Here is a 24,962-nt window from a genome sequence, read left to right on the forward strand (position 1 = left end):
ACCGTTGCCAAGCCTGGCCTTGGCGGCGAAGAAACAAGGAACACCGAACGTGAAATCTCCGCTCGAGGCACTGCCGGCCCAACTGGGTGAGCTGATGCTCCGCGATCAACAACGCCTGCGTCGTCGCCTGCAGGGCGCACGAAAAATCAAAAATCCCGATGCCCAGCTGGCGGTTGCCGCCGAAGTAGAAAGCGACATCGCGGCGGCGCGGCAAAAAGTGCAGGCGCGCGCCGCGTCTTGCCCGCGCATTACCTATCCGGAAAGCCTGCCGGTCAGCCAAAAAAAACAGGACATTTTAAACGCCATCCGCGATCACCAGGTGGTGATTGTCGCCGGGGAGACCGGCTCGGGGAAAACCACCCAGTTGCCGAAGATCTGCCTGGAGCTGGGGCGCGGGGTAAAAGGGCTGATCGGCCATACTCAGCCGCGCCGCCTGGCGGCGCGCACCGTCGCCAACCGCATCGCCGACGAGCTGGAAACCCCGCTCGGTGGCAGCGTCGGTTACAAGGTGCGCTTCAACGATCAGGTGGGGGAAAACACCCTGGTCAAGCTGATGACCGACGGCATCTTGCTGGCGGAAATTCAGCAGGACCGCCTGCTGATGCAGTACGACACGTTGATCATCGATGAAGCGCACGAGCGCAGCCTCAACATCGACTTTATTCTCGGCTACCTGCGTGAACTGCTGCCGAAGCGCCCGGATCTCAAGGTGATCATCACCTCGGCGACCATCGATCCGCAGCGCTTCTCGCGCCATTTCAACAATGCGCCGATCATCGAGGTTTCCGGCCGCACCTACCCGGTGGAGGTGCGCTACCGCCCGGTGGTCGATGACGGCGACGATACCGACCGCGACCAGCTGCAGGCGATTTTCGATGCGGTGGACGAGCTTGGGCGCGAAGGGCCGGGCGACATTCTGATCTTCATGAGCGGCGAGCGTGAGATCCGCGATACCGCCGACGCCCTGAACCGCCTCAATCTGCCGCACACCGAGGTGCTGCCGCTGTATGCGCGCCTGTCGAACAGCGAGCAGAACCGGGTGTTCCAGTCGCACCACGGCCGCCGCATCGTGCTGGCCACCAACGTGGCGGAAACCTCGCTGACGGTGCCGGGCATCAAGTACGTCATCGATCCGGGTACCGCGCGCATCAGCCGCTACAGTTTCCGCACCAAGGTGCAGCGCCTGCCGATCGAACCGGTGTCGCAGGCCTCCGCCAACCAGCGTAAAGGGCGCTGCGGCCGCGTCTCGGAAGGGGTGTGCATTCGGCTGTACGCCGAGCAGGATTTCCTGTCGCGGCCGGCATTTACCGATCCGGAAATTCTGCGCACCAACCTGGCGTCGGTCATTTTGCAGATGACTTCGCTGGGGCTGGGCGACATTGCCGCGTTTCCGTTCGTCGAGGCACCGGACAAGCGCAACATTCAGGATGGCGTGCGCCTGCTGGAAGAGCTGGGGGCGATTACCACCGCCGACAACGGCCATTATCAGCTGACGCCGCAGGGCCGCCAGCTGGCGCAGTTGCCGATCGACCCGCGTCTGGCGCGCATGGTGCTGGAAGCGCAGAAGAGCGGCAGCGTGCGCGAGGTGATGATCATCACTGCTGCGCTGTCGATTCAGGATCCGCGCGAGCGCCCGATGGACAAGCAGCAGGCCTCGGATGAAAAACACCGCCGCTTCGCCGACAAAGACTCGGACTTCCTGGCGTTCGTCAACCTGTGGGATTATCTGCAGGAGCAGCAAAAAGCAAACTCTTCCAGCCAGTTCCGCCGGCTGTGCCGCAACGACTTCCTCAACTATCTGCGGGTGCGCGAGTGGCAGGATATCTATACCCAGCTGCGCCAGGTGGTGAAAGAGCTGGGGCTGCCGATCAACAGCACGCCTTCCGACTACCGCAGCGTGCACACCGCGTTGCTGACCGGCTTGCTGTCGCACATTGGCCAGAAGGATGCGGACAAGCAGGAATTTACCGGCGCGCGCAACGCCCGTTTCTCGATCTTCCCCGGCTCCGGCCTGTTCAAGAAGCCGCCGAAGTGGACCATGGTGGCCGAACTGGTGGAAACCAGCCGCCTGTGGGGGCGTATCGCCGCGCGCATCGAACCGGAATGGATCGAGCCGCTGGCTCAGCACCTGGTGAAACACAGCTACAGTGAGCCGCACTGGTCGAAGTCGCAGGGGGCGGTGATGGCCAGTGAAAAGGTCACGCTGTTCGGTTTGCCGATCGTCGCGGCGCGCCAGGTCAATTACGGCTCCATCGATCCGCTGCTGTGCCGCGAGCTGTTTATCCGCCATGCGCTGGTGGAGGGCGATTGGCAGACGCGCCACGCTTTCTTCCGCGACAACCAAAAGCTGCGCGCCGAAGTGGAAGAGCTGGAGCATAAATCGCGTCGCCGCGACATTCTGGTGGACGACGAAACGCTGTTCGGCTTCTACGATCGCCGTATCCCCAACGATGTGGTTTCCGGCCGCCATTTCGACAGTTGGTGGAAGAGCGCCGCCAAACAGCAGCCGGATCTGCTGAACTTCGAAAAAGAGATGCTGATCAAGGATGGCGCCAGCAAGATCAGCGCGCTGGACTACCCGAACTTCTGGCATCAGGGCAACCTCAAGCTGCGGCTGAGCTATCAGTTTGAACCGGGCACCGACGCCGACGGCGTGACGGTGCACATTCCGCTGCCCATCCTCAACCAGGTGGAGGAGCAGGGCTTTGAATGGCAGATCCCCGGCATCCGCCGCGAGCTGGTGATTGCGCTGATCAAGTCGCTGCCGAAGCCGGTGCGCCGCAACTTCGTGCCGGCACCGAACTACGCCGAGGCGTTCCTTGGCCGCGTCACGGCGCTGGAATTGCCGCTGCTGGACGCGCTGGAGCGCGAGCTGCGGCGCATGACCGGCGTGACCGTGTCACGTGATGACTGGCAGTGGGATCAGGTGCCCGATCACCTGAAGATGACCTTCCGCGTGGTGGGCGAGAAAAACCAGACGCTGCGCGAAGGCAAAGACCTGGCCGCGTTGCGTTTGCAACTGAAAGAGAAGGTGCAGGAGACGCTGTCGGCGGTGGCTGACGACGGGCTGGAGCAGAGCAATCTGCATGTCTGGAGCTTTGGTCAACTGCCGGCGTTTTACGAGCAGAAGCGCGGCGGCTATTCGATGAAGGCCTATCCGGCGCTGGTGGATGAAAAGGACAGCGTGGCGATCCGGCTGTTCGACAGCGAAAGCGAGCAGCAACAGGCGATGTGGCAGGGCACGCGCCGCCTGCTGTTGCTGAATATCCCCTCGCCGATCAAATACCTGCATGAAAAGCTGCCGAACAAGGCCAAGCTGGGGCTCTATTTCAACCCGTACGGCAAGGTGCTGGAGCTGATCGACGACTGCATTTCGTGCGGCATCGACAAGCTGATCGCCGAACACGGCGGCCCGGTCTGGCAAGAGGAAGGCTTTGCGCGCCTGCAGGAGCAGATCCGCGCCGAGCTGAATGACACGGTGGTCGAGGTGGCCAAGCAGGTTGAACAGATCCTGACGGCAGTATTCAACATCAACAAACGGCTGAAAGGCCGGGTGGATATGTCGTTGGCGCTGGCGCTGTCGGACATCAAGACCCAGCTCGGCGGGCTGGTCTACCGCGGCTTCGTCACCGGCAACGGCTGGAAACGCCTGCCGGACACGTTGCGTTACCTGCAGGCGATCGAGCGCCGGTTGGAAAAACTGGCTATCGATCCGCACCGCGATCGCGCGCAGATGCTGCGGGTGGAGCAGGTGCAGCAGGCGTGGCAGCAATGGTTGAACAAGCTGCCGCCGAAACGACAGCAGGAAGAAGAGGTGAAAGCGGTGCGCTGGATGATCGAAGAGCTGCGCGTCAGCCTGTTCGCGCAGCAGCTGGGCACGCCTTACCCGATCTCCGACAAGCGCATTCTGCAAACTATCGAGCAGCTTTCGGGCTAAGCTCAGGCGCGCCGGCCGGCAAGCGGCCGGCGCAGCGCAAGGTGAAATTCAGGGAACAGAGAAACAGCAACGGCGCCTAAAGCGCCGTTGAGAGAGGATTATTTGCCTGCCGCCAGGGCGTCCAGCGCTTCGCGAATGCCGGGCACCGCCAGGGCGCGGTTATCGGCGCGATAGCGATCTTTCGCCGCCGGCGCCGAACTTTGGATGGCGATCAACTGCCAGCCGTCGGCGGTTTTCAGCAGCAGCGGTGAACCGCTGTCGCCGGGCAGGGTATCGCACTGGTGCGACAGCACGCCTTGCTGGGCCCAGCCGGTCACCTTGCAGTTCTGGTGGCTGTAGAGGTCATCCAGATGGTCTTCCGGGTAGCCCGCCTGTGTAATCAGCCGCTTAGCCTGCTTAAGTGCCTGAGTCAGCGCTTTGCTGTCACCTTGCCACAGCGGCAGCGGTGCGATCGGCAACGGCGTTTTGTCTTTCAGGCGGATCAGCGCAAAGTCATAAGCGGCGGCGGCAGGCGGGACGATCCAGCCGTCACCGTCCGGCTTCAGCTTTTTGCCCAGCTTGCTGTCGACCAGGGTCTCGATATTGCCGGTTTGATACTGCCAGGATTTATCACCCGCCACGAAGCGCAGGGCGACGGCTTTATCCAGTTGCCCCGGTGGTGCCAGCACGCAGTGGCCGGCAGTCAACGCCAGGTGCGGGGAGATCAGCGTGGCGGTACACAGATTGCCGCTGGCGGTTTCGACCTGGCCGATGGCCTGCCACGGTTGGGCGGCGGTATCCGTGACCTTGATTCGTTCATCTTTACCGAAAAACAGACGCGTTTGCTCGGCTTTGGACGGGCCGTCGGCGCGTGCCGCCTGAGAAGCGATGAGCGGGAGTGAGCACAGCAACAATAAAACGGATATGCGCATAGATCTCTTGCCTGACAAATACGGATCATCCATAAACACACTGAATGCTAACTATAGACTGATTTAGCAGCCATGTGGATGGGCAATAATTGATTTTTCAATAATTTCCCGCCGGCGACGCGGCAGGCTACAGGTAAAAAAAGACGGCGATCAGTCCACACAGGATCAGGGCGGTCAGAATGATCTCGAACAGGTAGCGGCGCAGCATCAATGAGAACCCCCCGATGAAAAAACACCCGGCGAACCGGGTGTCGTACACGTCAAGCCTGAAGCGGTGAGGGGACCCTCACGTCATTACGCTTTCTTGTGGCTGGCTTTCTTGTGGTGCTTTTTAGCCGCCTGGGCTTTTTGCGCCGGGGCTTTCTTACCGGCTTTTTTGTGATGTTTCTTGGCCGCCTGAGCTTTCTGTACCGGGGCTTTCTTGCCGTGGTGTTTCACCTGAACTTTAGCCGGCGCAGCGGTGGCGGTGGTTGCGGTAGCCGCAGGTGCGGTGGTGGTGGCAGCTTCTGCAGCGAAAGCCACGGAAGACAGACCCATTGCAGCGGCAACAACCAGAGCTAATACTTTTTTCATCGCAGAATCCTCAACATGACTTTTCGGGTATCAACCCCACTGCGGGGCCGTTGAAATGATAGTAGGCAAACGGCGCCCGGCTTTCCGTGAGTGATTGGTTTCGGCTTGTAACCTAATGTACAGCCGCGGCGGTAGCGGGGGGGATTGCTGCTATAATGACCACCGGGTGCGATAAAAGGGATTTGAAATGAACGAGATAACGATTCGCTGTGGCGTGACTGAACAGGGCGAGGTGCCGTTGGCCTATGAGGATTGGGGCGATGAGGCGCACCCGCCGCTGCTGCTCATCATGGGCATCGGCGCACAGCTGTTGCTGTGGCCCGACGATTTCTGCCGCGCCCTGGTGGCCAAGGGATTTCGGGTGATCCGTTATGACAACCGCGACGTCGGCCTTTCCGGCAAAACCCAGGCGCAACGTTCGCAGCCGTTGTGGCTGCTGATGCTGCGCGCCCAGCTTGGTTGGCAAACGCCGGTGCCTTATACCCTGGCGGACATGGCGACGGACGCGACGCATCTGCTCGACCATTTACGCATTCGGCAGGCCCATGTCTTGGGCGCCTCGATGGGCGGCATGATCGCCCAGGTGCTGGCCGCCGACTATCCGCAGCGCGTCGCCTCGTTGAGTATCCTGTTTTCCAGCACCAATCAGCCGCTGTTGCCGCCGCCGGCGCCTTCGCTGCTGTGGCTACTGGTGCGCCGGCCTGCGGCCGATATGACGCTGCAGCAGCGCCATGAGGGGATGAAAGCCTTTCTGCGCGCGCTCGGCACCGCGGTGTACCCGCCGCAGGAGGCAGAGCTGGATGCGCTGGTGAAACGGCTGCTGAAACGGGGCGTGGATCCGGAAGGCATGCAGCGGCAACTTTCCGCGCTGCTCGGCAGCGGCGATTTGCGCCGTTATTGCCGGCGTATAGCCGCGCCGACGCTGGTCATTCACGGCGATCGCGATCGGCTGGTACGCAAGGCGGGCGGGGTGGCGATCGCCCGTGCGGTAGCCAACGCCAACCTGCAGATTATGCCGGGCATGGGGCACGATCTGCCTGCGCAGTTGCGGCCGCAGCTGGTGGCGATGATCGCCCGTCATGCGCTGGGGCGGGAGGCCGGGTAGCCCGCTGTTTTTTACTATTTTAGTTACAACATACTTATGGTGGGTGGCCACCCGCCACTCTGTAACTCAAGCGTTGTCGGCAGGGAATCTGCGCTATGCGGCAGTATCTGGTCATACAGGCAGGAAAAGGGCGCGGCCGGGGCCGCGCCAGGGGAAATTACAGGTAGCGGTTTTCCAAATGCTGACGGAAGTAGCATGGGTTGAGCGCTTCGCCGGTCGCGTTGGCGATCAGCGTCTCGGTCGGGAAACGGCTGCCGTGGCGCCAGATGTTGTGCTGCAACCAGTGGAACAACGGTTGCAGATTACCGGCGGCGATATCCTCGCTCAGCGAAGGCAGCGCCTGACGCACGCTGTGGAACAGCTGCGCGGCGTACATCGCGCCGAGCGTATACGTCGGGAAGTAGCCGAAGGCGCCGTCGGTCCAGTGGATATCCTGCATGCAGCCGTTGCGGTAGTTGCCGATGGTGTCGAGGCCCAGGTAGGCGTGCATCTTCTCATTCCACAGCGCCGGAATGTCTTCCACTTCGATATCGCCTTCGATCAGCGCTTTTTCAATTTCATAGCGCAGGATGACGTGAGCAGGATAGCTCACCTCGTCGGCGTCGACGCGGATCAGGCCCGGTTTAACGCGTTGGTTGAGGCGAATGAAGTTGGCTTCTTCCAGCGCCGGCTGTTCGCCGAATTGCGCGGTGACCAGCGGACGCAAGATTTTCAGGAATTCATTGCCGCGCGCCAGCTGCATTTCGAACAGCAGGCTCTGCGATTCGTGGATAGCGGTGGAACGGGCCAGAGCGACCGGCTGACCGAGCAGATCGCGCGGCAGATTCTGCTCGTAACGGGCGTGCCCGGTCTCATGCACGATGCCGAGCAGCGCGGTGAGAAACTCTTTCTCGTTGTAACGGGTGGTGATGCGCACATCTTCCGGCACGCCGCCACAGAACGGGTGGGCGCTGACGTCGACGCGGCCGTTGTCGAAGTTGAATCCGAGCAGCTTCATCACGCTGAGGCTCAGCTGGCGCTGGGTGTCCACATTGAACGGGCCCTGCGGCGTCTGGCAAGGCTCATTGGCCTGTTTGGCCACCACGCGCTGCAGCAGATCCGGCAGCCAGGTTTTCAGATCGCCGAAGATGCGGTCGAGATCGCTGCTGCGCATGCCCGGTTCATACAGATTAAGTAAGGCGTCGTAACGGCTGGTGCCGGCCGCCTGCGCGCGGATCTGCGCCTCTTCCCGGCTGAGCTTGACCACCTCGCGCAGATTTTCGGCGAAGCCGTCCCAGTCGTTGGCCGGGCGCTGGGCGCGCCAGGCGTGTTCGCAGCGCGCGCCGGCGAGCGATTTGGCTTCGACCAGCGAGGCCGGCAGCAGCACGGCGTCTTCATATTGGCGGCGCATTTCGTGCAGGTTGGCGCGATCGAGTTCGTCCAGCGTCTCTTGCTGCGCGCGATCCAACAGCGCGCCGGTGCTTTGTGCCGTTAAAATCTGGTGTTGCAGCACGCTCAGTTCGGCCAGCGCTTCGGAGCGCGCCTTGCTGCCGCCCGGCGGCATCATGGTTTGCATGTCCCAACCGGCGATGGCGGACAGGTGGCCGAAACGCGACAGGCGGCTGAACAGGGCGCGCAGGTGATCGTAAGCAGACGTGTTGGAATGTGCAGATGTCATTATTATTCGGCTCCAATGAGAAGGTCCGGCGGCATTACGCCAGATCGGCTTTTAAACTGAATGTCGGCTTCACCGGCCAGCAGAAACGGAAGCTGGCGCCGCCGAGCGAACTGCCTTCGACGAACACCTGTCCCTGGTAGGCGACGGCGATGGAATGGACGATGGCCAGCCCCAGGCCGCAGCCGCCGGTGGCGCGATCGCGGCTGGGATCGAGACGGACGAAAGGCTCAAACACCCGCTCGCGCTCTTCCGGCGGGATACCCGGCCCGTCATCCTCGACCTGTAAACAGGCGAGGTCGCCGTCAAACCACAGGCCAACGCGCAGGCGCTGTTCGGAATAGCGCAGCGCGTTGTTGACCAGGTTGTCGAGCACGCGCTCCATCAGGCGCAGATCGACGCCGCCGAAGTCGCCGACGTGCGGGATATCGAGCTGGATGTCGCGCTCCTGATGAATAAGGCGGATATCATCAACCTTGTCCTCGAGCCACTTTGGCAGATCGATGGGTTCAATGTTTAACGCAACCTGCGGGCGGTCCAGACGGGCATAGGTCAGCAGCTCGTCGATCAGCGACTCCAGCTGACCGATATCGCGATTCAGCGCCTGCTGTTCGCTTTCGGACAGGTTATCGCTCATCTCGAGCCGGTAGCGCAGGCGCACCAGCGGCGTGCGCAGCTCGTGGGCGATGCCGTCGATCAGCTGTTTCTTGCTGGCGATCAGGGTGTTGACGTTGTCCGCCATCTGGTTGAACGCCACGCCGAGCCGGTTGAGACTGGAAGTGGGATCGAAGTGAGTGCGCTCATCCAGATGCCCGGCGCCGAGCCGCTGGGCGGCGTTTTCCAGCTTGAGCAGGTCTTGCCAGTGCGGCCGCATCCACAGAAACACCGGCAGCGCCAGCGACATGCCGATGAATACCAGCAACACCAGATCCAGCAGGCGCATCTGGTGCAGATAGAACAGATACGGAATGGGGCCGACCACCAACACATAGTGGCTGCGTGGAATGCGCTGCATAAAGGTGTACTGATCGTCCAGGGCGATGATCTCCCCCAGGCGCAGCCGTTTTTTCAAATCTTCGCTCAGCTCCTGTTTGCCGAGTGGCTCAATATGCAGCTTGAACGACAGGTTGAGATCCAGCGTGGCGATGGTCTTGTTCCAGTCCTTCAGCGGGATCTCGCGCAGCTCGCTGCGCATCAGGTACAGCGAACTTTTCATCAGATCGTCCATCGACTGGCGGCCGGCGCGCTCGGCGGTCACCTTGTACACCAGGCCGACCAGCATCGCCATCACCAGGAAACAGACGAACAGCAACAGGAAGAACTGAACGAAAAGTTTTCTCATTGTTGCACCGATGCCCAGGCGTTAGGGGCGAACAGATAACCTTTGTTGCGCACGGTCTTGATGCGGAACGGCTCCAGCGCGTTGTCGTACAGCTTGCGGCGCAGGCGGGAGATCGCCACGTCGATGCTGCGATCCATACCGTCGTAGCTCACGCCGCGCAGGTTTTGCAGCAATGCCTCGCGATCCATGATCTGCCCGGCGTGGGTCGCCAGTTCCCACAGCAAATCGAAATCCGAGGTGGACAGGGTGACCGTTTCTTCGCCCAGCGTGACCTGCCGGTTGACCGGATCGATACACAATAGCCCGAAATGCAGCGCGTTGTGCTGGGTGAGCGGCTGAACCGACTCTTCTTTCGGCTGCTGGCTGTGTTGACGCAGATGTAAACGCAAACGCGCCAGCAGCACCGCTGGCGGCGTGGTTTTCAGGATATAGTCGTTGGCGCCCATCTCCAGCGACAGGATATGGTTCATGTCGCTGTCGAGCGAGGTAAGCAGCACGATCGGGCCGGGAAAAGTGGGGCGCAGATCGCGGCACAGCGTCATGCCGTCCTTGCCGGGCAGCATGATGTCCAGCAGCACCAGATCGGGTTGCTCGCGCTCGATGCGCGCTTGCGCGGTGTCGCCGCGCGGTTCGATCAGTACCTCGATGTCGTGTTTGCCCAGGTAGGCGGCGATCAGTTTGCCGACTTCAGGATCGTCTTCCACAAAAACAATTTTTTGCATATGCCCGTGTTTTAATAAGAAAAGCGGATTTCAGCATAGCGCGGCCCGCGAAGATGCGCCATGCGGATCTTTGGGTCAGCGCAGTGGCCGCCCGCCGTCGACGCCGTGAGAGCGGCCGGTGACATAGCGGCTCTCCAGCAGGTAGTTCACCAGATTGACCACTTCGCTCTCGCCCGGCGCGACCTTCATCAGCGATTTCGCCAGCGCCTGCTGCCGATAGGCTTCATCGTCGCCGGCGTTGAAGATGATCAGCGCCGGCGCGATGGCGTTGACCTTGACCTCCGGCGCCAGCTTGCGGGCGAACGATCGGGTCATATTGTCCAGCGCAGCCTTGCTGGCGGCGTAGGCGATATGTTTGTCGCTGCCTTTTTCCACCACGTAGTCGGTCAGGTGGATAATATCGGCACCGGCCTGGCCCTGGCCGGTCAGGCAGGGTTCAAGCAGCTGGTTGAGCAAATAGGGGGTGTAGACGTGAATTTGCAGCATCGCCGCCATCACCTGCTCCGGCGGCACCTCCGGCGACTCGGCCTGCCAGGCACTGGCATTGTGGATCACCGCGCGCAGCTTGGGCGCTACCTGCCGCACCCGATCGGCGAAACGGTAGATGCCCTCGTGCGTGGAAAAGTCGCCCTGAATGCAGCGAGCGCCCAAGGCTTTCAACTCGGTCATCGCCGGATATTCGCTGCGATAGGCGATGATGACGGGCATGCCGCGCTGGAGAAACGCCCTGGCGAGCGCCAGCCCGATGCGCCGCGCGCCGCCGGTAATCAACACCGGGGCAGAGTTGTGATGTTCCATTGATTAAAGCTCCTGGACAGACTGGCAAACAATAGGGGAATTATGCCATCATACGGCGGAAAGTCGTTAAAGCTTCGCATGATTATCCATTTCTGGATGTAAGATCCCCAATGCATTTCAGGTTGTCGCCCGGCGGCGGCTTGAAAGACCACGGGTTAACACTGGCCATGAGAGGAATGAGGGGATGAACAGCAATCACCTTGCATCCATCGCGCGCAGTGAGAAAATCTGTTTCGATTATATGGATTTTCTGTCCGCATCGTGCAGGAAGCACTGGCGCTTTGTTGATGCTATTTATGGTGTGATGCCGATCTTCGGCATGGTGTTGAAATCGCGCGTGACCACGTCACAAACGCGCAAAGAGCAGTTGAAAGAGCTGGCGCTGCAGGTGGTGTCAACGCAGGTCAGCGATGAAACCAATATCGTGCGCCTGATTGACCTGGCGCAGCAACAGGGCCTGACGGTGTTTGATATTCAGCTGCCCTATGCGCTGGAGACTCAACAGCTGGCGGCCATTCAGAAAGAGTGCGCGGAAGGCATCGCGATCGCCCTGGTGGGCGAGCGTATGACCGTCACCATTCCCCCTAAACGCTGATCGGATGCATCGTCCGTCCATGGTTAGGCAATTGCCTCAGCGCGATGGCCTAACCATGAACGTGAAATTCCGCGCCCCGTAACGGTAGGCCCTAAAGCCGGGTTCCGGCATGGGGGCCGGAGCGCAGGGTATAAATACTGTCTATATGAATGAGCACCGCGTATTTCGGCGGTTTCATCCCGTTTTTTTCTGCAAACGTCAGCGCATCGTCAAACGGCTTGCCCGCCTGGAACAGTTCCGGGGTACCGATGAAGCGGTAGCCGTCCAGCGCCTCGCGATCGATGACCACGACGGCCATTTTCGATCCTTCCCTGATGTTTTGCAGCGTCTGACCACCGGTATTTTCGTTGTAAATCAGCGTGTGGTCGTCATAGAGGCGCAGCGAGCGCTTGGGGCCGATATCGGGCACGCCGCTGCGGCTGCTGGTTGCCTGCACAGGCAGCTGTTTGGCCAGCATTTTCTTCATTTCGTCATTTAATTCATTCATTGGCAGATTCCCCCTCAGGTCGTGGTGTCGTTGTTAATGCACGGTAGCGGAATGGCTTGCAGCAGGCGCGCAAAGGCTGGTTTCCGGCAGCCGGTGTTCGCGCAGCACCTGCAGCGTCTCTATTCGGAAACGCAGCAGGTGCCGTTCGGCGACCTGCTGCATCTGTTCGCACAGCGAGGTATCGTCCATCACCTGCTCGATGGCGAGCCGGGCCTGATGCACGTGCGGCTCAACGCCGCGCAGGGGCTTTTGCCGCAGGCGCAGATGGGTCAGGTTATTGAACGTGACGATCAGCGCGGCAAGGGCGGATTCGAAAATATTCAGCGCTTCAAATCTGGCGGTATAGTCCGCATTTAACCAGGGTTTCTCGGCGAGGATCGCCTGAGCGACTTCCAGCGCCTGCTGATAGTGCGTCATCGCCAGGCGATCGCGTTGCTGATTGAACGCCGTGTTGCCTTCGGCGATCAGCGCTTCCCAGGCGGCAAACAGGGGGAGTGCGTGCAGCAGTTTTTCAGCCATGAAATGCCTTCCATTTTCAGCCTGTCTTAACAAGACCTCCTGATGTTTCCCATCGGGGGCCTCACCTACGTCCTGCCAGTGATGCTATAAATGATAATGATAATTAATTGCATTTGAGATCGCAAGAGGAGCAATTGACCGATCAACAACGTGGAGTGCGGCAAAGAGAAAAGAAGGGGAAACGAAATGCGGCTGACGGGCAGCCGCATTGACTGGCGATGTTAGTGCAACATAACCCAGCCGGCAGGCAGCGTCGCCACCAGCAGCAAGAAGATGCTGCCTTTTTCCAAGCGGTTCAGCAGATTGATATCCCGGTGGCCGCGGCGGGCATACATGAACACCAACAGCCCTGGTGCGTACAGCAGCACCGACATCAGCAGGTGCATCAGCCCGGAAGCGTACAGCAGCCACAAACCATAGACGCAGGCGCCGGTCGCGGCGAAGATCAGGCGCTTGTCGCGGCGGCGGTACGCCACCTTAAACAGAAACGCGCCGACCAGGAAGTAAGGCACCAGGATCATTTCTGAAGCGATGGTCAACAGCGAGTTGTAGTTGCTGCCGGTCAGCCAGATCAGCACCAGCGCCAGCTGCACCGCGATGTTGGTCAGCCACAGCGATGAAGACGGGGCGTGATGGCGGTTCTGCTTGCCGAACACGCGCGGAAACGCACCGTGCTGCGCGGCCAGCAGCGGCACTTCCGCCGCCATGATGGTCCAGCTCAGGTAGGCGCCGCACACGGAAATGATCAGGCCGGCGGCGATGAGCACGTCTCCCCACGGGCCGATCAGTTCCACCATCAGCACCGCCATCGACGGGTTGCGCATTTCGGCCAGTTCGCTGCGCGGCACCACGCCCAGCGACAGCAGCGTGACCATCAGATACACCGCCAGCGCCGACAGCACCGCCAGCATGGTGGCGCGGCCCACGTCTTTCTTATTGCGGGCGCGGGCAGAAACCACCACCGCGCCTTCCACGCCGATAAACACCCACAGGGTGATCAGCATGGTGTCCTTGACCTGTTCCCACACCGGCTTGCCGAGGGCGATGCCCTTGAAATCCAGCGTGAACACGTCCATTTTAAAGGCAATCGTCGCCAGAACGGCGAACATCCCCAGCGGCAGCAGCTTGGCAAGGGTGGCCGCCAGATTGATGCTGGCGGCAGTTTGCACACCGCGCAGCACCAGCGCGTGAACGATCCACAGCAGGGCGGATTCGGCAATCAGCGCTTGCCAGGTATTGCCGTCACCGAGAATGACGCTGCCGCCGCGATCGGTGAAGATACTCAGCGCCGCGAACACGATCACCAGATACGAGACGTTGGCGATCACGGCGCACAGCCAGTAACCCCAGGCGGAGCAGAAGCCCACCAGCTCGCCAAATCCTTCCTTGGCGTAGGTGAAGATCCCGCCGTCCAGATCCGGCCGCAAACGCGTAAGCAGCAGCATGGCGAAGGCCAAAAACAGAATGCCGACGCCGGTGATCCCCCAGCCCAGCAGCAGCGCGGCGGGGCTGGCGACCTGCGCCATGTTTTGCGGCAGACTGAACACGCCGGCGCCCAGCATCGAGCTGAGCACCAAAGCGGTTAGCGCGGTAAGACCGAGTTTTTTTTCCAATGACGGATCCTGAACGCAGAATAAACAACTGGAAGGGAACTGCTTGGCGGCAACAATGTATTAACAACCACTGCGCGAATAGACAATAGCCCTAAAAATTGGCGCAAATTTTACGGAGGGATGATTAGAGATGCAATGATTGAATATGCGGAATTTACAAAAAACTATTCAACGAATGGCGAAAATAACGGCAATAAAAACGGGCAGCTCAAGGGCTGCCCGATGGTAAACCGAAAAGCGGGGTTTATTTGAACAGATCGGCGCTGACGGTCAGGTTGCCGCCGCTCTTGTTCTGCCACTGGCGGGTGACGTGATAGTACTTGGCGCCTTTCTCGGCCGCGCGTTTCGCCACTTCGGTGGAAACGTCGGTCATGCTGTTGAAGTGGCCGGTGAAGGTGACGGAATCGAACGGCACCATCTGCGCAGCGGTCACGTTGTTCACTTCCTGAATCTTGGTGCCGTTAGGCAGCGTGACGGTATAGCGCTGGCCGGTAGAGGACTGGGTTTCGAAGAAGCGGCCCACGTCGCGGCTTGGCGAACCGGAAGACGCGACGCCAGGAATTTCGACTTTCGCGGCAGCGGCGCCACCGGCGGCCAGTGCGGCGCGGCCGGCGTCAGAATCGGCCGGAATGGCATCCGGGCTCTGCACGCGGCGTTTCGGCGCATCGGCCTTATAGATGTAGGCGGTGACGAACTGGTTGCCGCCGGAGTTGGCGTCAACCTGGCGCACGATAAAGAACGAGGCGGCGCCTTTTTTCTTCGCTTCTTTGGAGATGGCGTCGTTGATGTCCGGCTGGCTGCGGTAGAAACCGCTGACGCTCACGGTATCGTAAGGCTCCAGCAGATAGGCTTCATCTTTAGGCAGTTCGTTCACGCCGTTAAATACGCGGTATTTTGGTGTTTTGCTCACTTCTGGCGCATCTTTATGATAAAGGTCTGCGGTGACGCGCCAGTTGCCGCCATTGTTGCTGTTGTTGGTGTCCTGGATATAGAAGGAATCGGCACCCAGTTTGTCTGCACGGCGGGATACGGCGTCGACGGCTTCATTGATGGCATTGAAGCGGCCGGTAATCGTGATGCGATCAAACGGCTTCAGCGCCGCTGCTTTCTCAGGAGTTAACTCTTGCGCCGCATGAGCAGACAGCGCGGTGAGTGATAACAAGGCTGACGCGATGATCGTGGTCTTCAGCTTCATAAAAAATCCTTTCGCCTAGCGCATTAACGTTTATAACGTACTGAACTGTTTAAGTGTAATTCAGCCGTCGATTATTACATGTAATTCTGAAAACTGTCTCAGCATTTTATGTTATCCCGTGCGACAAATTGCCGAAGGTGACGTGGGTCGCACGCATGGCGCCACCGCCATAAGTTTCCATAATAACGGCTTTGGTGTCATTAATGTTAATTATTCACAAAACGATAACTTTTATGCTTTTTCACCACGTGCGGCCATAAATCGTTACGCTGGGCGTAAACCTCTTGTCACGCAGAATGCGCTGTTCTGTATGGGTTTTTTCACTATAAATTGCGATTTGTCATATCGCTCCCGGCGTTTTTATGTAAAAACAGGGCTGAATGCGTAAGCAATTATGGATCATCGACCTTATTTTCAGTAGGTTATAGTTGGCGTTTGAAATCAGTGCGGGCAAGTTAACGCCTTGCTCGCCGGCGGCGCCGTACTATGGGCAGGAAAATAATAAACATCATCCAAGACAGGTGAGAAGGGAACATTATGCGTATTGGTGTACCAAGAGAGCGGTTGGCCAATGAAGCCCGGGTCGCAGCCACGCCGAAAACGGTGGAACAACTGCTGAAGCTGGGTTTTACCGTCGCGATCGAACGCGGGGCGGGCAAACTGGCCAGTTTTGAGGACGTCGCCTACCAAGCCGCCGGCGCGGCGCTGGTCGACGAAAACGAAGTGTGGCAGTCGGATCTGATCCTGAAAGTCAACGCGCCGCAAGACGACGAGATCGCCTTGATGCGCGAAGGCAGTACGCTGGTCAGCTTTATCTGGCCGGCGCAAAACCCCGAACTGATGGCCAAGCTGGCGGCGCGCAACGTCACCGCGCTGGCGATGGATTCGGTGCCGCGCATCTCGCGCGCCCAGTCGATGGATGCGCTGAGCTCGATGGCCAACATCGCCGGCTACCGCGCGATCGTCGAAGCGGCGCATGAGTTCGGCCGTTTCTTCACCGGCCAGATCACCGCCGCCGGCAAAGTGCCGCCGGCCAAGGTGATGATCATCGGTGCCGGCGTGGCCGGCCTGGCGGCGATCGGCGCCGCGGGCAGCCTCGGCGCCATCGTGCGCGCCTTCGACACCCGCCCGGAAGTGAAAGAGCAGGTGCAGAGCATGGGCGCGGAATTCCTCGAGCTGGACTTTGAAGAGGAAGCGGGCAGCGGCGACGGTTACGCCAAAGTCATGTCCGAAGCCTTTATCAAGGCCGAGATGGCGCTGTTCGCCGCGCAGGCGGCGGAGGTCGATATCATCGTCACCACTGCGCTGATCCCGGGTAAACCGGCACCGAAGCTGATCACCAGAGAGATGGTGGCCTCGATGAAGCCGGGCAGCGTGATCGTCGATCTGGCGGCGCAAACCGGCGGCAACTGCGAACTGACGGTGGCCGACACCATTACCGTGACCGACAACGGCGTGAAAATCATCGGCTATACCGACCTGCCGAGCCGCTTGCCGACCCAGTCTTCGCAGCTGTACGGCACCAACCTGGTCAACCTGTTGAAGCTGCTGTCGAAAGAGAAAAACGGCGAGATCGACATCGATTTCGACGATACGGTGATCCGCGGCGTCACCGTGGTGCGCAGCGGTGAGATCACCTGGCCGGCGCCGCCGATCCAGGTTTCCGCCCAGCCTAAAGCGGCGCCCGCCGCCGCACCGGCCGCCAAACTCGAAGCCAAACCGACCTCGCCGTGGCTGAAGTACGGGCTGATGGCGCTGGCGATCCTGCTGTTCGGCTGGTTGGCGGACGTGGCGCCGAAAGAGTTCCTGTCGCACTTTACCGTGTTCGCGCTGGCCTGCGTGGTCGGTTACTACGTGGTCTGGAACGTCAGCCATGCGCTGCATACCCCGTTGATGTCGGTTACCAACGCGATCTCAGGGATTATCGTGGTCGGTGCGCTGTTGCAGATCGGTCATGGCGGTTGGGTGAGTTTCCTCTCCTTTATCGCTGTGCTGATCGCCAGCATCAATATTTTCGGTGGGTTCACCGTCACTCAGCGCATGCTGAAGATGTTTCGCAAGAACTAAGGGGTAGCAAATGTCTGGAGGATTGGTTACAGCTGCATACATTGTTGCCGCTATTTTGTTTATTTTCAGCCTGGCGGGCCTGTCGCGCCATGAAACGTCGAAACAGGGCAACCTGTTCGGCGTCGCCGGTATGGCGATCGCGCTGATAGCCACCATTCTGGGGCCGGATTCCGGCAACGTCGGCTGGATCATCGTCGCCATGATCATCGGCGGATCGATCGGCGTTTATCTCGCCAGGAAGGTCGAGATGACCGAAATGCCGGAGCTGGTGGCGGTGCTGCACAGCTTTGTTGGCCTGGCGGCGGTGCTGGTCGGTTTCAACAGCTACCTGGATCATGGCGCGCCGATGGAGCCGGTGATGGCGAACATCCATCTGACCGAAGTGTTCCTCGGCATCTTTATCGGCGCGGTAACCTTCACCGGTTCGATCGTCGCCTTCGGCAAGCTGCGCGGCATCATCTCTTCCAAGCCGCTGATGCTGCCGAACCGCCACAAGCTGAATCTGGCGGCGCTGGTGATCTCGTTCCTGCTGCTGGTGGCGTTCGTGCGCACCGACAGCGTGGGCTGGCAGGTGGTGACGCTGCTGCTGATGACGGCGATCGCACTGGCGTTCGGCTGGCATCTGGTGGCCTCGATCGGCGGCGCCGACATGCCGGTGGTGGTGTCGATGCTCAACTCCTACTCGGGGTGGGCGGCGGCCGCGGCGGGTTTCATGCTGAGCAACGATCTGCTGATCGTCACCGGCGCGCTGGTGGGCTCTTCGGGCGCCATCCTGTCTTACATTATGTGCAAGGCAATGAACCGCTCGTTTATCAGCGTGATCGCCGGCGGTTTCGGCAGTGACGGTTCGTCCACCGGCGATGCCGAAGAGATGGGCGAATACCGTGAAACCACGGCGGAAGAGGTGGCCGAGCAGTTGAAGAACTCCACCTCGGTGATCATCACCCCAGGTTACGGCATGGCGGTGGCGCAGGCGCAATATCCGGTGGCGGAAATCACCGAGAAACTGCGGGCGCGCGGCGTGAAGGTGCGTTTCGGCATTCACCCGGTCGCGGGGCGTTTGCCGGGCCACATGAACGTGCTGCTGGCAGAGGCCAAGGTGCCGTACGACGTGGTGCTGGAGATGGATGAAATCAACGAAGATTTCCCGGATACCGACACCGTGCTGGTGATCGGCGCCAACGACACGGTGAACCCGGCGGCGCTGGAAGATCCGCGCAGCCCGATCGCCGGCATGCCGGTATTGGAAGTGTGGAAGGCGCAGAACGTGATCGCGTTCAAACGCTCAATGAACACTGGCTACGCTGGCGTGCAGAATCCGCTGTTCTTCAAGGAGAACACCCAGATGCTGTTCGGCGACGCGAAAGACAGCGTGGAGGCGATTTTGCGGGCTTTGCAAGAATAACGCCGTCCAAAGAAAGTCTGTTAAGTCTCTTCAGCAAACCATGATATCGGCCCTGGGCAATTGCCTGGGGCCGATTGCATTTAATTGAAAATTAGATAATTTTCACCTCGCGGATGTTTATCTCTGTGAATTGCAATGATTTAATTTGAATATGATTTTCAGTTAATGATAAATCATTAGCATATTAAATATTTATATTTTAATTTCAATTGCGGAGTTATTTGAAATGGGAAGGGGAAATAATAAGGTGTGCAATTAAAATAAATTAACTGGTCTAATATGTTCATTTTTTCTCATGCGCTACTGTGTTAACGTTCGGTTAATGAAAGGTAGCGCTTTAGGTTTATTATGCGATTGATTTATTCGAAATGATATTATCTGTGGGTTTTCGGAGTTAATAATAATGAGTCTTTTGACAGGTAAAAAATTCTTGATTGCCGGTGTTGCCAGCGATCGCTCTATCGCGACAGGCATTGCCGAAGCGCTGTATGCACAAGGGGCAGAGTGCGCTTTCACCTATCTGAATGACAAACTGAAAATGCGTGTTGAGAAAGTCGCCGAACGCTGTGGTTCGTCATTGATTTTTCCCTGCGATGTGAATTCAGATGCGCAAATTGAAACATTATTCGAGAGCCTTTCACGCCATTGGCCTACTTTTGATGGGTTTGTGCATGCCATCGCCTTTGCGCCTGGCGATCAGCTGGAAGGTGATTATTTGGAATCGGTCACGCGTGAGGGCTTTCGGATTGCACACGATGTCAGTTCCTACAGCTTTGCCGCGATGGCAAAGGCGGCCAAGCCTTTCCTTAATCCCGGTTCATCGCTCATTACGCTCAGCTATCTTGGGGCGGAGCGTTCAATACCTAATTACAATGTCATGGGCTTGGCTAAAGCGTCATTAGAAGCCAACGTCCGTTTTATGGCGGCAAGCCTTGGCAAGCTTGATATCCGTGTTAATGCAATTTCAGCCGGCCCCATTCGTACCTTGGCCGCGGCGGGAATTGCCAATTTTAAAACGATATTGCACCAATTTGAATCAAGTGCGCCATTAAAGCGCTGCGTTACCATCGAGGAAGTGGGCAATATTGCCGCTTTCCTGGCCAGCGATTTATCTTCAGCGATGACTGCCCAGGTATTGTATGCCGACAATGGTTTCAGCACGACTGCATTAGCATTTTCTGGATGATATGTATAGTTATAAGAATATATAGCCTCTGGCATTTAGAGGTTTTTAAAAATTAGTTGATGTAATTTATAAAGGTATTGAGTAGTTGCAACAACGAAACCCCCACTTTCTCCTCGGATATTGCCTATTTATGAGTTAAACACCATGCACTACCAACAGAAGATCTCGGCGTCATATCGCGATGCCGATTCAGCTGAGTTTCGCGGCGATCTTACGCTAAAGCTGTTCAGAAGCTTAGTTAAGGTCGGTGAGGTTATTTCACCCGGTTACACCAAGGGGAAAATGGAGAGTTTAATTTTCAGACCTAAAAAGAAAAAGCATGACCCCAAGGACAGCTTCCTGGAAACGGCGGATTCGACGGAGACATTCTCCCTCAGTTCAGGCATTCGTTGCCGATATTATCTTTGGGGCGGAGTCAAACCCGATGTGTTGTTGGTACATGGATGGGAGTCCAGAGCCTCACATTTCGCCAAACTGATCGATATCTTGGTTGCCAAGGGATTTTGCGTTGCGGCATTCGATGCGGTAGCACATGGGCAGTCTGATGGTGTAGAAGCCGACATGCTGGACTTTATGGAGTGCATTTCCCGGCTTCATGCGTTTTTTGGCGGAATAGATAGCATTATTGGCTACAGCTTCGGCGGCATTTCCGCGATAAATGCGGTAAAAGCCGGGCTGAGGGTCAATCGTCTGGGAGTGATAAGCTCACCGTCCAGTTTTTACGGCATCTTTGAGAAAGTGTCCATGCAGTTGAAGCTATCAAAGAGAATGCATGAACACCTGGAAGGGGTCATCACACGGCGCTACCGCATTGATGCCGATGACTGGGACCATTACAGCACTTATCACGGCGTGGCCGAGCAACAGATCCCTCTGGTTGCCATTCATGATGCAAACGATAATTATGTTCATAAAATTGAAAGTGACATGCTGGTCGATGCCTGGCCAAACGCGACGCTGATCGAAACCCAGGGGTTGGGTCACCGGCGAATCATCACTTCCGCAGCGGCAATGCAGGCGTTTTGCGATGCATTGTTAAAGTGAAAGGAAAAAACCGCTCACGATGCCGCGAGCGGTTTAAGAGTGGTGTTAACGCTTAATCTTCGTCGTCATGCTCATCATCTTCATCCGCCGCGATCGGGCAGTTGAAGTTCTCCGGCTTAATCACCAGCAGATCGCATTTCAGATGATCGATCACATGTTCCGCCGTATTGCCGATAAAGGCTGCCGAAATGCCGGTGCGGCCCAGGGTGCCCAACACCACCACACCGGCCTGCAGGTGCTCGGCCAGATCGGGGATCACCTCTTCCGGCAGGCCTTTTTCCACGTGGGTGAACTCTTCCTTAATGCAGAATTTCTGCCGCAGCGCCTTCATGGCGATCAGATGCTGGCCGCGAATGGCGTCGTTGTAGACGCTCGGATCGAAGTCGGGCAGCTCGATGGCGATGTTGATCGGGGTTACGGGGTAGGCGCCGACCAGGTGAACCTCGGTCTGGTTGACGTTTTGCGCCAGTTCGACGGTTTCTTGCACCAGTTTGATATTCAGCGGATCGTGATAGGGCTCTTCGCTGGCCAGGTTGACTGCCACCAGCGCTTTGCCGCCTTCCGGCCAGGGCTGGTCTTTCACCATCCACACCGGGCAAGGGCATTTGCGCAGCAGGTGCCAGTCGGTGGGCGTGAAGATCACCGACTCCAGCCGGTCGTGCTGGTGCGCCATTTTCAGCAGCAGGTCATGTTGGCCGGAGAGTACTTCCTGAATGATGGCTTCGAAGGGGCGGTTATGCCAGACCACTTTGATTTCGATCGGTACGCCTTCATTGAGATAGAAACGGCACTGCTCGTTGATCCAGGCGGCGCGCTGGCCGATCACGCCTTGCCGCATTGCCGTTCTTTCGTCCGGGGAGAGCAGGGTCGTCATTTCGTAAGAGAAGTCATAAATGGGCAGGAAGGCTTTGATGCGCCCGCCGTTCCGCTTTACCAGGTACACGGCGCGACGCAATGCCGGCTGATCGTCCTGATTGGGGTCAATAGCCACCAGAAGATTCTGATACTTCGCCATAGGGCCTCCTTACAGCTGAAATCAACAGTCTGTTAATTTACAGAGTAACCCAACATTGAAAAACAGAACAACAACAGAAGCGGTGCCGGATCAACAATTTCGGTGAAATGTTGATCCGGCGGGGGAATCAGGCGTTGACGGTCACGTTGATGCGCGGCGTACCGGCCAACACCGACAGGGCGTCGGCGTTTTCGATGGTGATGTACTTGCCTTTTACGCTGAGGATTTCGCTTTTCTGGAAGCGGCCCAGCAGGCGGCTGATGGTTTCCACCGTCAGGCCGAGGTAGTTGCCGATATCCCCACGGGTCATGGTCAACCGGAACTCACGCGGTGAGAAGCCGCGCTCCGCGAAGCGGCGCGACAGGTTGTACACGAACGCCGCCAGGCGCTCTTCGGCGTTTTTCTTCGACAGCAGCAGGATCATGTCCTGGTCGCCTTTGATCTCGCCGCTCATCAGCCGCATGATCTGCTGACGCAGGTTAGGCATCTTGCCGGACAGATCGTCGAGGGTCTCGAACGGGATTTCGCACACCATCGAGGTTTCCAGCGCCTGGGCGAAGCTCGGGTGCTTCAGGCCGCCGATGGCGTCGAAGCCCACCAGATCGCCCGCCAGATGGAAGCCGGTGATCTGCTCATCGCCTTGCTCGGTGATGGTGTAGCTTTTGATGGTCCCGGAACGGATCGCGTACAGCGATTTCAGCTCGTCGCCGGCCTTGAACAGGGTCTGGCCTTTCTGGATGGGCTTTTTCCTTTCGATAATGTTGTCGAGCTGGTCCAGCTCGTGAGCATTAAGGGTGAAAGGAATGCACAGCTGGCTGATGCTGCAGTCCTGGCAATGGATCGCACAACCACCAGACTGGATACGACGAATCACGCGTTTTTCCGGGATCATAGATTACGCTCATTCAATAATTGATATGAGTCAATTTTAACATCTTTTGCCGCAGCTGATAAGGGTGGCATTAGCATGAATAGGGGTATTGTGTGCGAATTTTGTGCACACATGCCGCCGATTGTTCTGTATCGCACTGAAGTCACTAGATTTATTTGGCACTTGTGCGCAACGTGCGCTTGCCTTGCCGGTGGCATGAAGCGCGACGATCGTCATGGGCGGCCTCCGCGGTGCGCGCTGGCGAATTTTAGCGGCGTGCATCAATCATTCTTTGACACATTTGCTGGCGAAAGCTTGTCGCATTTATCCCAATCATCGCCGTAAAGCCTTGCCGCGCCAGCGTTATCCTGAGCATCAGAAAGGCAGGCGAACAATCCTGTTCAGGAGCGAATGATGAAAAAGCGCATATTGTTGATGGCGGCCGCCGGAGTGCTGATGACAGCCAGCGCCGCCGCCCTGGCTCACGGTTATTATGGCCACGGCTACTATGGCTATGGACACGGTTACTATTACGGCCCGCGTGTCGTGATCGGCGTACCCTGGGGGCCGCCGCCTGCCTATTACGCGCCGCCGCCGGTGGTGTATGTCACACCGCCGCCGCCGCAAACCTATATCGAGAAGGCGCCGAATTACGCCTACTATTGTCGCCGCCCGGCGGGCTATTACCCGCAGGTGCCGCGTTGCCCCGACGGCTGGATGAAAGTGGTGCCAGACGGTTCATTATCCCGGTAATTCAAGGCGGTGCGCGATGAGACACTCTTTTGCTTTCCCGATATTGGCGCTGGCTGGACTGTTGGCCGGCTGCGTTTCTCCGCCTTCGGGGCCGGAGGTGACCGTGCTGCCCGGCACGGGAAAAAGTTACGAACAGTTCAATCGCGATGAGGCCATGTGCCGCGGCTATGCGCAAAACAGCCTCGGCGGCGGCGCGCAAACGGCAGCCAATTCGGCGACGGGCACGGCGGTGGCGGGGACGGCCGTCGGCGCGGCGGCGGGGGCGCTGATCGGCGCGGCGTCCGGTCATGCCGGGCCGGGTGCGCTGATCGGCGCGGGAAGCGGTTTACTGGTCGGCAGTGCGATGGCCAATAATTCGGCCTGGCGCAGCAGCGACGATCTGCAAGATCGTTACGACACGGTGTACACGCAATGCATGTATGCCAAAGGCAATAAGGTGCCGGTGGCTTACGGTTATAGTGAAACGCCGTCATCGCCGGTGCCGCCGGACTATTATCCCGCTGCGCCGGCTGGGGGCGTCCCGCCGGACTATGTGCCGCGTTAGCGGGAAAGTCAATCCTGTGGCAAATAGCCTTCGTGCTGCAGCAGCCACTGTTTGCGCTGCACGCCGCCCGCATAGCCGGTCAGCGCGCCCTGGGAACCGATCACCCGGTGACAGGGCACCACGATGCTGATCGGATTGGAACCGTTGGCCATGCCGACCGCGCGCGAGGCGGTCGGACGCCCGATGCGCTGCGCCAGCTGGCCGTAGGTCAGGATCTCGCCGCACGGGATCTGGCGCAGCTGCTGCCACACGGTGCGTTGGAATTCGGTGCCGGCGGTCATCACCGGCAGCCGATCGATAATGCTCAACTCGCCGGCGAAATAGCGTTGCATCGCGTCGGTCAGCCCGCTGGGGTCGCGCTGCTCGCGCAGCGTGAAGCGATCGGCGCGATAGTGGGTGTTCAGTAACTTCATCAGGCGCGCTTCGTGATCGGTCCAGTCAATCGCCCGCAGGCGCCCCTGCTCATCGGCAATCAGCACCAGTTCTCCCACCGGCGTCGCGGTACGATCAATCAAAAAAGTCTGCATCTGGATCACTCCTCGGTTTGGTAAGGCGATTATTGCATGAAAGCGGAGAAAGCGATGGCGGATTTCGGACATGCTGATGGGCAACCGTAGGGCTGCCCG

Annotated in this window: 23 protein-coding genes; 9 read left to right on the plus strand and 14 right to left on the minus strand. The window is 58.7% G+C overall.

Annotation, left to right across the window (positions count from 1 at the left end; translation table 11 throughout):
* Positions 1 to 49: 49 nt before the first annotated feature.
* Positions 50 to 3,937 (plus strand): ATP-dependent RNA helicase HrpA, encoded by a 3,888-nt coding sequence (gene hrpA, locus M6G53_RS00150; RefSeq protein ID WP_253328212.1) that lies wholly within the window; start codon positions 50 to 52, stop codon positions 3,935 to 3,937.
* 98 nt (positions 3,938 to 4,035) lie between these two features.
* Here hrpA and M6G53_RS00155 read toward each other — a convergent pair whose 3' ends face one another.
* From M6G53_RS00155 to asr, 3 genes are all read right to left on the minus strand, one after another.
* The gene (locus M6G53_RS00155; RefSeq protein ID WP_253328213.1) at positions 4,036 to 4,848 is read right to left on the minus strand and encodes a trypsin-like serine peptidase; all 813 of its coding nucleotides are present in this window, start codon (positions 4,846 to 4,848) and stop codon (positions 4,036 to 4,038) included.
* Positions 4,849 to 4,975: 127 nt separating this feature from the next.
* Positions 4,976 to 5,107, minus strand: coding sequence for a small membrane protein YdgU (ydgU, locus tag M6G53_RS25475; RefSeq protein ID WP_019452647.1), 132 nt, complete (start codon positions 5,105 to 5,107; stop codon positions 4,976 to 4,978).
* 35 nt (positions 5,108 to 5,142) lie between these two features.
* The gene (asr, locus tag M6G53_RS00160) at positions 5,143 to 5,421 is read right to left on the minus strand and encodes an acid resistance repetitive basic protein Asr (RefSeq protein WP_253328214.1); all 279 of its coding nucleotides are present in this window, start codon (positions 5,419 to 5,421) and stop codon (positions 5,143 to 5,145) included.
* A gap of 187 nt (positions 5,422 to 5,608) precedes the next feature.
* On the opposite strand from asr, the gene M6G53_RS00165 reads away from it, so the two are divergent.
* A complete protein-coding gene (locus tag M6G53_RS00165; RefSeq protein ID WP_253328215.1) occupies positions 5,609 to 6,526 on the plus strand; it encodes an alpha/beta fold hydrolase in 918 nt (305 codons plus the stop codon).
* Between the two features lie 157 nt (positions 6,527 to 6,683).
* Here the strand turns inward: M6G53_RS00165 and M6G53_RS00170 are convergent, their stop codons facing one another.
* From M6G53_RS00170 to folM, 4 genes are all read right to left on the minus strand, one after another.
* Positions 6,684 to 8,183, minus strand: a complete 1,500-nt coding sequence (locus tag M6G53_RS00170; protein ID WP_253328216.1) for a carboxypeptidase M32 — start codon at positions 8,181 to 8,183, stop codon at positions 6,684 to 6,686.
* A gap of 34 nt (positions 8,184 to 8,217) precedes the next feature.
* On the minus strand, positions 8,218 to 9,522 hold the full coding sequence (gene rstB, locus M6G53_RS00175) for a two-component system sensor histidine kinase RstB (RefSeq protein ID WP_253328217.1): 1,305 nt from the start codon (positions 9,520 to 9,522) through the stop codon (positions 8,218 to 8,220).
* Positions 9,519 to 10,244 (minus strand): two-component system response regulator RstA, encoded by a 726-nt coding sequence (gene rstA, locus M6G53_RS00180; protein ID WP_253328218.1) that lies wholly within the window; start codon positions 10,242 to 10,244, stop codon positions 9,519 to 9,521. Before rstA ends, rstB begins: the two co-directional genes overlap by 4 nt.
* A gap of 75 nt (positions 10,245 to 10,319) precedes the next feature.
* Positions 10,320 to 11,042, minus strand: a complete 723-nt coding sequence (gene folM / locus M6G53_RS00185) for a dihydromonapterin reductase (RefSeq protein WP_253328219.1) — start codon at positions 11,040 to 11,042, stop codon at positions 10,320 to 10,322.
* Between the two features lie 184 nt (positions 11,043 to 11,226).
* Here folM and M6G53_RS00190 point away from each other — a divergent pair, with 184 nt between their 5' ends.
* Positions 11,227 to 11,637 (plus strand): hypothetical protein, encoded by a 411-nt coding sequence (locus tag M6G53_RS00190; protein ID WP_253328220.1) that lies wholly within the window; start codon positions 11,227 to 11,229, stop codon positions 11,635 to 11,637.
* A gap of 91 nt (positions 11,638 to 11,728) precedes the next feature.
* Here M6G53_RS00190 and M6G53_RS00195 read toward each other — a convergent pair whose 3' ends face one another.
* From M6G53_RS00195 to ydgH, 4 genes are all read right to left on the minus strand, one after another.
* Positions 11,729 to 12,103: a pyridoxamine 5'-phosphate oxidase family protein gene (locus tag M6G53_RS00195; RefSeq protein ID WP_253328221.1), complete on the minus strand. Its 375-nt coding sequence runs from the start codon at positions 12,101 to 12,103 to the stop codon at positions 11,729 to 11,731.
* Positions 12,104 to 12,157: 54 nt separating this feature from the next.
* Positions 12,158 to 12,643: a DUF2753 family protein gene (locus tag M6G53_RS00200; protein WP_253328222.1), complete on the minus strand. Its 486-nt coding sequence runs from the start codon at positions 12,641 to 12,643 to the stop codon at positions 12,158 to 12,160.
* A 221-nt stretch (positions 12,644 to 12,864) separates the two neighbouring features.
* Positions 12,865 to 14,256 carry an amino acid permease gene (locus tag M6G53_RS00205; protein ID WP_253328223.1) on the minus strand — a complete coding sequence of 464 codons (1,392 nt, stop codon included), beginning with the start codon at positions 14,254 to 14,256 and terminating at the stop codon, positions 12,865 to 12,867.
* A gap of 244 nt (positions 14,257 to 14,500) precedes the next feature.
* Positions 14,501 to 15,451 (minus strand): DUF1471 family protein YdgH, encoded by a 951-nt coding sequence (gene ydgH, locus M6G53_RS00210; protein ID WP_253328224.1) that lies wholly within the window; start codon positions 15,449 to 15,451, stop codon positions 14,501 to 14,503.
* 537 nt (positions 15,452 to 15,988) lie between these two features.
* On the opposite strand from ydgH, the gene pntA reads away from it, so the two are divergent.
* The 4 genes from pntA (at position 15,989) to M6G53_RS00230 (ending at position 21,153) form a co-directional block, all read left to right on the plus strand.
* Positions 15,989 to 17,518 carry a Re/Si-specific NAD(P)(+) transhydrogenase subunit alpha gene (pntA, locus tag M6G53_RS00215; RefSeq protein WP_253328225.1) on the plus strand — a complete coding sequence of 510 codons (1,530 nt, stop codon included), beginning with the start codon at positions 15,989 to 15,991 and terminating at the stop codon, positions 17,516 to 17,518.
* Between the two features lie 10 nt (positions 17,519 to 17,528).
* Positions 17,529 to 18,923 carry a Re/Si-specific NAD(P)(+) transhydrogenase subunit beta gene (pntB, locus tag M6G53_RS00220; RefSeq protein WP_253328226.1) on the plus strand — a complete coding sequence of 465 codons (1,395 nt, stop codon included), beginning with the start codon at positions 17,529 to 17,531 and terminating at the stop codon, positions 18,921 to 18,923.
* A gap of 403 nt (positions 18,924 to 19,326) precedes the next feature.
* Positions 19,327 to 20,109, plus strand: coding sequence for an enoyl-ACP reductase FabI (locus M6G53_RS00225; RefSeq protein ID WP_253328227.1), 783 nt, complete (start codon positions 19,327 to 19,329; stop codon positions 20,107 to 20,109).
* 144 nt (positions 20,110 to 20,253) lie between these two features.
* A complete protein-coding gene (locus M6G53_RS00230; RefSeq protein WP_253328228.1) occupies positions 20,254 to 21,153 on the plus strand; it encodes an alpha/beta hydrolase in 900 nt (299 codons plus the stop codon).
* 52 nt (positions 21,154 to 21,205) lie between these two features.
* Here M6G53_RS00230 and uspE read toward each other — a convergent pair whose 3' ends face one another.
* Positions 21,206 to 22,168: a universal stress protein UspE gene (gene uspE, locus M6G53_RS00235; RefSeq protein ID WP_073533313.1), complete on the minus strand. Its 963-nt coding sequence runs from the start codon at positions 22,166 to 22,168 to the stop codon at positions 21,206 to 21,208.
* A gap of 127 nt (positions 22,169 to 22,295) precedes the next feature.
* Complete coding sequence (gene fnr / locus M6G53_RS00240; protein WP_004938278.1) at positions 22,296 to 23,060, minus strand: fumarate/nitrate reduction transcriptional regulator Fnr; 765 nt, start codon at positions 23,058 to 23,060, stop codon at positions 22,296 to 22,298.
* A gap of 393 nt (positions 23,061 to 23,453) precedes the next feature.
* Here fnr and M6G53_RS00245 point away from each other — a divergent pair, with 393 nt between their 5' ends.
* Together M6G53_RS00245 and M6G53_RS00250 are read left to right on the plus strand one after the other, a co-directional pair.
* Positions 23,454 to 23,792: a hypothetical protein gene (locus M6G53_RS00245; protein WP_253328229.1), complete on the plus strand. Its 339-nt coding sequence runs from the start codon at positions 23,454 to 23,456 to the stop codon at positions 23,790 to 23,792.
* A gap of 16 nt (positions 23,793 to 23,808) precedes the next feature.
* Positions 23,809 to 24,336, plus strand: a complete 528-nt coding sequence (locus tag M6G53_RS00250; RefSeq protein ID WP_253328230.1) for a glycine zipper family protein — start codon at positions 23,809 to 23,811, stop codon at positions 24,334 to 24,336.
* Positions 24,337 to 24,344: 8 nt separating this feature from the next.
* On the opposite strand, the gene ogt is transcribed toward M6G53_RS00250, so the two are convergent.
* Positions 24,345 to 24,863, minus strand: a complete 519-nt coding sequence (gene ogt, locus M6G53_RS00255; RefSeq protein ID WP_253328231.1) for a methylated-DNA--[protein]-cysteine S-methyltransferase — start codon at positions 24,861 to 24,863, stop codon at positions 24,345 to 24,347.
* Between the last annotated feature and the right edge of the window lie 99 nt (positions 24,864 to 24,962).

This window comes from Serratia nevei (assembly GCF_024160145.1).
Taxonomy (GTDB): domain Bacteria; phylum Pseudomonadota; class Gammaproteobacteria; order Enterobacterales; family Enterobacteriaceae; genus Serratia; species Serratia nevei_A.

Bases quoted from the DNA above. Each gene is read 5' to 3' on its own strand.
- M6G53_RS00155 (WP_253328213.1), bottom strand. From the start codon at position 4,848: ATGCGCATATCCGTTTTATTGTTGCTGTGCTCACTCCCGCTCATCGCT.
- asr (WP_253328214.1), bottom strand. From the start codon at position 5,421: ATGAAAAAAGTATTAGCTCTGGTTGTTGCCGCTGCAATGGGTCTGTCT.
- M6G53_RS00165 (WP_253328215.1), top strand. From the start codon at position 5,609: ATGAACGAGATAACGATTCGCTGTGGCGTGACTGAACAGGGCGAGGTG.
- M6G53_RS00170 (WP_253328216.1), bottom strand. From the start codon at position 8,183: ATGACATCTGCACATTCCAACACGTCTGCTTACGATCACCTGCGCGCC.
- rstB (WP_253328217.1), bottom strand. From the start codon at position 9,522: ATGAGAAAACTTTTCGTTCAGTTCTTCCTGTTGCTGTTCGTCTGTTTC.
- rstA (WP_253328218.1), bottom strand. From the start codon at position 10,244: ATGCAAAAAATTGTTTTTGTGGAAGACGATCCTGAAGTCGGCAAACTG.
- folM (WP_253328219.1), bottom strand. From the start codon at position 11,042: ATGGAACATCACAACTCTGCCCCGGTGTTGATTACCGGCGGCGCGCGG.
- M6G53_RS00190 (WP_253328220.1), top strand. From the start codon at position 11,227: ATGAACAGCAATCACCTTGCATCCATCGCGCGCAGTGAGAAAATCTGT.
- M6G53_RS00195 (WP_253328221.1), bottom strand. From the start codon at position 12,103: ATGAAGAAAATGCTGGCCAAACAGCTGCCTGTGCAGGCAACCAGCAGC.
- M6G53_RS00200 (WP_253328222.1), bottom strand. From the start codon at position 12,643: ATGGCTGAAAAACTGCTGCACGCACTCCCCCTGTTTGCCGCCTGGGAA.
- ydgH (WP_253328224.1), bottom strand. From the start codon at position 15,451: ATGAAGCTGAAGACCACGATCATCGCGTCAGCCTTGTTATCACTCACC.
- pntA (WP_253328225.1), top strand. From the start codon at position 15,989: ATGCGTATTGGTGTACCAAGAGAGCGGTTGGCCAATGAAGCCCGGGTC.
- pntB (WP_253328226.1), top strand. From the start codon at position 17,529: ATGTCTGGAGGATTGGTTACAGCTGCATACATTGTTGCCGCTATTTTG.
- M6G53_RS00225 (WP_253328227.1), top strand. From the start codon at position 19,327: ATGAGTCTTTTGACAGGTAAAAAATTCTTGATTGCCGGTGTTGCCAGC.
- M6G53_RS00230 (WP_253328228.1), top strand. From the start codon at position 20,254: ATGCACTACCAACAGAAGATCTCGGCGTCATATCGCGATGCCGATTCA.
- uspE (WP_073533313.1), bottom strand. From the start codon at position 22,168: ATGGCGAAGTATCAGAATCTTCTGGTGGCTATTGACCCCAATCAGGAC.
- fnr (WP_004938278.1), bottom strand. From the start codon at position 23,060: ATGATCCCGGAAAAACGCGTGATTCGTCGTATCCAGTCTGGTGGTTGT.
- M6G53_RS00245 (WP_253328229.1), top strand. From the start codon at position 23,454: ATGAAAAAGCGCATATTGTTGATGGCGGCCGCCGGAGTGCTGATGACA.
- M6G53_RS00250 (WP_253328230.1), top strand. From the start codon at position 23,809: ATGAGACACTCTTTTGCTTTCCCGATATTGGCGCTGGCTGGACTGTTG.
- ogt (WP_253328231.1), bottom strand. From the start codon at position 24,863: ATGCAGACTTTTTTGATTGATCGTACCGCGACGCCGGTGGGAGAACTG.